The sequence below is a fragment of the Variovorax sp. 22077 genome (assembly GCF_052044195.1).
GTDB lineage: Bacteria > Pseudomonadota > Gammaproteobacteria > Burkholderiales > Burkholderiaceae_C > Variovorax > Variovorax atrisoli.
Genome location: NZ_JBQEQC010000114.1, coordinates 1 through 405, shown reverse-complemented (window position 1 = coordinate 405; position 405 = coordinate 1). Strand labels below are relative to the sequence as shown.

General features: G+C 69.1%; 1 protein-coding gene. It reads right to left on the bottom strand.

Annotated features, from left to right (window positions below):
- Positions 1–405: electron transfer flavoprotein subunit alpha/FixB family protein (locus ACTJLF_RS34740; protein ID WP_440884920.1), on the bottom strand; the 405-nt coding region annotated here is incomplete at both ends.

The window sequence follows — 405 nt, the reverse complement described above, 5'->3', positions numbered from 1 at the left end:
TGCCCGTCTGGCCCACCTGCCAGTCGTTCGGGGCGTAGCCCGCGTCGACGGCTGCGCGGCTGGCGCCGAGGCCGGCGTTGAGCTTGTCGGCCAGGGGTGCCATCACCTCGGTGAACTTCTCGGCGCTGCCCAGGGCACGGCCGCCCGAGACGATGATCTTGGCTGCCGTCAGCTCAGGGCGCTCGCTCTTCGTGACTTCGCGGCCCACGAAGCTGCTCTTGCCGCTGTCTGCCACGCCTGCAGCGTTTTCCACTGCAGCGCTGCCACCGGTGGCAGCCGCTGCGTCGAAACCGGTCGTGCGAACGGTGATCACCTTGGTCGCGTCGCTGCTCTGCACGGTGGCGATCGCGTTGCCCGCGTAGATCGGACGCTCGAAGGTGTCGGCGCTCACCACGGCCGTGATGT